This window comes from Nostoc sp. (genome assembly GCF_035638895.1).
In the GTDB taxonomy this organism is placed as follows: Bacteria; Cyanobacteriota; Cyanobacteriia; order Cyanobacteriales; family Nostocaceae; genus Nostoc.
Genome location: NZ_DASQZC010000215.1, coordinates 1 through 6,092, shown reverse-complemented (window position 1 = coordinate 6,092; position 6,092 = coordinate 1). Strand labels below are relative to the sequence as shown.

The following is a 6,092-nucleotide window of genomic DNA, read 5'->3' as shown; positions in this document are numbered from 1 at the left end:
AACGCGATCGCTCAGACAACAGCATTATTATCAACTTGCGCTTTGCTACTAACAGGCTGTGGTGGTGGCGGTGGTTCTGTGACAAATTCTCCAGATAGTACTACAAATAACACTACAACTAACACCACCCAGACAACGACTACATCGGGTGCTATTCCCATCGGTATTGCCTTAGCACAAACCAGCAACGTAGCATTACTTGGTCAAGAGGGATTCGTGGGAGCCAGAATTGCCGAGAAGTATTTCAATAGTAAAGGTGGCATTAATGGCACTCCGATTAAATTGATAAACCAAGATACTAGTGGTGATGAAGCTGGAGCAATTAACGCTTTTCAAACTTTAATTAATAAAGATAAAGTTGTCGGTATTGTTGGGCCTACTTTGTCACAGCAAGCTTTTAGTGCTGACCCCATCGCCGAACGTGCTAAAGTCCCAGTTATTGGCGCATCAAATACCGCAAACGGAATTCCAGAAATTGGTGATTATGTAGCTCGTGTATCTGCCCCCGTCTCTATAGTTGCCCCTAATTCGCTGAAAGCTGCACTCAAGCAGAATCCTCAAATTAAAAAAGTAGCAGTTTTTTACGCCCAAAATGATGCATTTAATAAATCGGAAACGGAGATTTTTCAAAAAGCAGTAAAAGAACAAGGGCTAGAATTAGTAACAGTTCAAAAGTTCCAAACTACTGATACAGACTTTCAAGCCCAAGCTACCAATGCAATTAACTTAAAGCCAGATTTAGTAATTATTTCGGGACTAGCGGCTGATGGTGGTAACTTAGTGCGGCAACTGCGAGAACTGGGTTATAAAGGCATAATTATTGGTGGTAATGGTCTGAATACACCAAATGTTTTATCAGTGTGTAAAGCACTTTGCGATGGTGTACTGATTGCTCAAGCTTACAGTCCTGAATATCCTGGTGAAATTAATAAGATATTTCGCCAAACCTATATTGAGCAATACAAGAAAGAACCAGCCCAATTTACTGGTCAATCTTTTGCTGCGGTGCAGGTGTATGTTGAAGCTCTTAGAGCTTTGGATAAAAAAACCAAAATCAGCACATTACCTCTTGATAAACTGCGGACAGAATTGAACAAGCAAATACTAGCTGGAAAGTATGATACTCCTTTAGGTGAGATTGCTTTTACACCAGTCGGTGATGTGATTCAAAAAGAATTTTACGTCGCTCAAATTAAGATGGATAAAGATGGAAACACTGGAAAGTTCGTATTTATAAAATAGTTGCAACATGGATATAACTCTATTTCTGCAACAATTTTTGAACGGATTATCTATCGGTAGTATCTATGCAATTTTTGCGTTGGGATATACCTTAGTTTATTCCATTTTGGGCATCATTAATTTAGCTCATGGCGCGATTTTTACCTTGGGTGCATATTTCACTTATGCACTCATGGGTGGTAGCTTTGGATTTAACGGCTTGCTAGCGAATGCAACCTTGCCGATAAAATTACCATTTGTTATAGCCTTGGTTTTAGGAAGTACCTTGGCGGGATTGGTAGGGGTAGTGATGGAACGGGTTGCTTTTCAACCTTTGCGCCGTCAAGGATCTGATCCTTTACTAACTGTTGTTTCCAGCTTGGGGGTAGGAGTTGTAATTGTAAATTTAATTCAGTACTTAGTAGGCGCAGAAAGTTACACATATCCCGCAAATACTTACGGAAATTTGCCACCTGCGATTAATTTTGGTACTCCAGATAATCCAATTCCTATTCGCAGCGTTCAGGTGGTAATTTTCGCTGTATCAGTGGTGATTGTGGCAATTCTTACCTATTTTATCAATCGGACTAAATATGGTAAGGCAATGCAAGCGATCGCAGAAGATCCAATTACAGCTAGTTTGTTAGGAATTAATAGCGATCGCTTTATCATCCTAACATTCTTCATCAGCAGTTTTTTAGCAGGATTAGCAGGAACTTTAGTTGCTTCTAGTGTTAGTATTGCTGGGCCATATTTCGGCATTGCTTTTGGTTTGCGGGGTTTAGCGGTAATAGTCTTAGGTGGTTTAGGTAGTATTCCCGGTGCAGTGGTGGGAGGCTTAGTAATTGGATTAGTCGAGGCGTTTGTTCCTTCTGAATTCTCTGGATATAAAGACGCAGTAGCCTTTGGAATTTTGTTTATCATGCTATTAGTTAGACCCCAAGGTTTACTAGGGCGGCGGTTTATTCAAAAAGTTTAAAGAGACGTAGCAGGGCTATTTCATTCTCATCTAGCCCGCCTCAGAATGAATTCTGAGTCTAATAGCGAAAGTTGTATAAAGACGACTAAGAAAAGGTTATAGTCCGTTTGAACGGACTTTAGTTAAAAGCCGCGAAACTTTAGTTCTGGGAGACGTAGCGCCATGAAAACATACACCAAACCTAAATTAACTTTTGAGCAATTTTTAGAGCAGTGTCCAGAAGAAGGTTTATATGAACTTGTAGATGGAGAAATTGTAGAAGTGCGTGCAACTAGAAATCATGATGATGTCGCTGACTTTATGGCTGACTCTTTCAAAGATGAAATTAAACGTTTAAATCTTAATTACGTAGTGAAAAATACAGCAGTCTTTAAAACTATAACTGCTAATGGAATAGAGCAAGGGCGCAAGCCTGATGTAAGTGTCATAGATAAAGATACATGGCGCTCAAATCGTTCTACTTACTCTGCACTTGAAGAACCTATCCAGTTAGCTGTAGAAGTGACATCAACTAATTGGGAAGATGACTACATTGATAAATTGGATGAATATCAACGCTTAGGTATTTCAGAATATTGGATTGTAGATTATTTGGCAATTGGACTAAGAGAGTATTTAGGAAATCCAAAAGTTCCGGCTGTATTTGTTTTTTTATTAGATGCTGAGGGTAAATACCAATGCACACTGTTTAGAGGCTCAGAACGGATTGTGTCACGAATTTTTCCTGAACTGGTCTTGACAGCAGACCAAATATTAACAGCTTAATAGGTTATAAAAGCGATAGTTTGATTAAGCTTAATCACAATTTTTTAATATGACCGATTTTTTTGCTACTTATGGTTCTCTAATTGTCTCTATGGTATTGGGAGCGCTAGTAGGGTTATCACTTTACTTACCGCTAATGACAGGACAATTGTCTTTAGCTAGCCCAGGATTTTATGCTTTAGGTGGGTATATTGCAGCAATTTTATCCACAAAATTTTTGACATCTAGCAGTAGTTTATTTCCCATTCCATTGTTGTTATTGGAGATGTTAATTGCTGGTGTAATTTGTGGTGCATTAGGTGTAATAGTAGGAATTCCAGCGTTGAGATTGCGAGGAATTTATTTAGCGATCGCTACTATCGCTTTTGTGGAAGTTCTGCGCGTCATCTCCCTGAATTTAGATATTACTGGCGGTGCTGTTGGAATTTTTGGCATTCCTCAACCTTTCGAAACACCAATTGAATATTTATGGATTGCTTTGCCCTTACTATTAATTAGTATGGTGCTGTTTTATCGTTTAGAACGCATCCGTGTAGGGAGGGCTTTTATCGCTATTCGCGAAGATGAATTAGCTGCGGGTGCAATGGGAATTGATCCTACTTATTACAAAGTTTTGGCATTTACATTAGGGGCTATCCTTGCAGGGATTGTAGGTGCAATTAGCGCCCACTTTCTTAATACTTGGAATGCTCGTCAAGGTACTTTTGATAGCAGTATTATATATTTAACTTTTGTTTTGATTGGTGGTTCGAGAACTTTTTTAGGGCCGGTAGTCGGAGGTATGGTATTTACAGCCCTACCAGAGATTCTACGAAGCCTAGCTGATACTGGTGGTTTACCTAATTGGCTAGCACAATTTTTGCGCGATGGGAGATTAATTATTTTTGGCTTACTAATAGTAATAGGTACAATCTTTTTCCCTCAAGGGCTAATTACTCCAGATATTTTTCAAAGACGGAAAATCAAAAAGTCAACTATTCATAAATAATATGCAAAGATGTCAGATAATGCGCGGGAAATTAAACATAAAACCCGGAACCCCACCCCGCCAAAGCTGCGCTTTAGCTCCCCTCCCCGCCTGCGTGGAGGGGTTGGGGGTGGGGTTCTTTTGTTATGGGTAATTTGGCGGACATGATATCATACGGGACTCCAGAAGCTAACAGCAGTATTATCTTAGAAGCAAGAGCATTGACTCGCCGCTTTGGTGGTTTAGTGGCGGTAAATAATGTATCTTTTAGTGTAAATAAATATGAGATTTTTGGACTGATTGGCCCTAATGGTGCTGGTAAAACAACACTGTTTAATTTGATTACTGGTTTCATTCCACCTTCTAGCGGTAAATTAATTTATCAAGGTGCAGAACTTTCTGAACTGCGTCCTCATCAAATTGCTGCTTTAGGTATCGCCCGTACCTTTCAAAATATCCGCTTGTTTGGAGAATTATCGGCGTTAGAAAATGTGATTATTGCTCGGCATTTACACACTAAAAGTAATATGATTGCAGGAGTTTTGGGATTACCACCAGCGCCTAGTGAAGAACTTAAAACTAAGCAGAAAGCTTTAGATTTATTGGATTTGGTGGGATTAAGCGATCGCGCTGACGAAAAAGCCAAAAACTTCGCCTACGGTGATCAACGTCGCTTAGAAATTGCCCGCGCTTTAGCATTAAAACCGCAAGTCTTACTTCTCGATGAACCTGCTGCGGGGATGAACCCCAACGAAAAACAGCAACTCAGTGAATTTATCCGTAGCCTGCGCGATCGCTTCAATTTAACGATTATCCTTATAGAACACAATGTACCCTTGGTTATGGGTTTGTGCGATCGCATTGCAGTATTAGATTTTGGCCAATTGATTGCATTGGGTGAACCAGCAGTTGTTAGAAATGATCCGGCTGTAATTGAAGCTTATTTGGGAAATGAATGAATTTTTGTAGACAAAATTACTACAAATTCGTCTAAAGATGACAATAGTTAAGGTGGATGGGGGCGGTAAAATGTTGATTAGTACTGGGTAAGTTGGTAATCGGTAGCGTTCTTGTGCAAGGCAGTATATGCTCTCATGCGTAGAGGCATCTGTGCCGTGTAACGCAACTGTAGTTCATTTAGTACTAGAAAATCTCCGTGAGTAGCACTGTATGCTTTCACCAACACATCTGTTTCGCGGCTAATCCAGTGAAACTCAGAGCCGAGAATTTCTTTCGCCACGACTTCAGGACGCTGTGTCACCCACTGTACCCATGCGTCGGGAGCTAAATTAATTAGTCGTTTGCTACCAATATCTGCTACTTTTCCCACAGGACGCTTGATATCTTTATCAGTAATTAATGGTACATCATAAAGATTGCAGTATTATGGCGTTAATTTTTAAGTTGAAGCAATGTCTACGCACTGTTTTAAGAAATGTATGATTGATGTATCTTAGGTTTTGAATCAATATTTCTGGATGTAAACCGCCGATGAAAGCCGATAGTAAGCCAAACTATACAATTTTAGAAGTTCAAGAACTTGATGTTAATTATGGCGGTATCCAAGCTCTGAAAAAAATTAATTTAATTATTCAAAAAGGCGAGGTAGTTACTCTAATTGGTGCTAATGGTGCTGGTAAAACTACTACACTCCGCGCCATATCTAAAGTAGTTAATCCTAAGAGTGGCGTAATTATCTATAATGGACATAATATTAACCGCCGCCAAACTCACGAACTTTTACAACTTGGGATTGCCCATTGTCCTGAAGGACGCAGAGTATTAGCGCGGCAAACAGTATTTGATAATTTGCTTTTGGGTGCTTATATTCGCTCCAATCAAGCTGAGATAAAAGCAGATATTCAGCACCAATTTGAGCTATTTCCGCGCTTGTCACAAAGACGCAATCAACTAGCAGGAACCCTCAGTGGTGGTGAACAACAAATGTTAGCGATCGCTCGTGCTGTCATGAGTAAACCACAACTATTACTTTTAGACGAGCCTAGCTTAGGTTTAGCACCTGCGATCGTCCGGGAAATCTTCTCTATTATTGAGAATCTCCGGGCTACAGGCGTGACTATTTTGTTAGTTGAACAAAACGCTAGTTTGGCACTACAAATTGCCGATCGCGGTTATGTTTTAGAAGCTGGTTCTATTACC

6 protein-coding genes and 1 pseudogene are annotated in these 6,092 nt (G+C 39.9%); 6 read left to right on the top strand and 1 reads right to left on the bottom strand.

Annotated features, from left to right (window positions below; translation table 11 throughout):
* Positions 1-6 precede the first annotated feature (6 nt).
* The 5 genes from VE944_RS10415 (at position 7) to VE944_RS10395 (ending at position 4,891) form a co-directional block, all read left to right on the top strand.
* On the top strand, positions 7-1,242 hold the full coding sequence (locus tag VE944_RS10415; protein WP_324976228.1) for an ABC transporter substrate-binding protein: 1,236 nt from the start codon (positions 7-9) through the stop codon (positions 1,240-1,242).
* A 7-nt stretch (positions 1,243-1,249) separates the two neighbouring features.
* Positions 1,250-2,200 (top strand): branched-chain amino acid ABC transporter permease, encoded by a 951-nt coding sequence (locus VE944_RS10410; RefSeq protein WP_324976225.1) that lies wholly within the window; start codon positions 1,250-1,252, stop codon positions 2,198-2,200.
* A 162-nt stretch (positions 2,201-2,362) separates the two neighbouring features.
* On the top strand, positions 2,363-2,965 hold the full coding sequence (locus VE944_RS10405) for a Uma2 family endonuclease (protein ID WP_324976221.1): 603 nt from the start codon (positions 2,363-2,365) through the stop codon (positions 2,963-2,965).
* A 49-nt stretch (positions 2,966-3,014) separates the two neighbouring features.
* A complete protein-coding gene (locus VE944_RS10400; protein WP_324976218.1) occupies positions 3,015-3,953 on the top strand; it encodes a branched-chain amino acid ABC transporter permease in 939 nt (312 codons plus the stop codon).
* Between the two features lie 125 nt (positions 3,954-4,078).
* Positions 4,079-4,891, top strand: a complete 813-nt coding sequence (locus VE944_RS10395) for an ABC transporter ATP-binding protein (protein ID WP_324976215.1) — start codon at positions 4,079-4,081, stop codon at positions 4,889-4,891.
* 51 nt (positions 4,892-4,942) lie between these two features.
* Here VE944_RS10395 and VE944_RS10390 read toward each other — a convergent pair.
* Positions 4,943-5,262 (bottom strand): annotated as a pseudogene (locus tag VE944_RS10390) (DUF4351 domain-containing protein); the annotation flags it as partial.
* Positions 5,263-5,423: 161 nt separating this feature from the next.
* On the opposite strand from VE944_RS10390, the gene VE944_RS10385 reads away from it, so the two are divergent.
* Positions 5,424-6,092 (top strand): ABC transporter ATP-binding protein (locus VE944_RS10385; protein WP_324976212.1); only part of this gene is annotated, 669 nt, incomplete at its 3' end.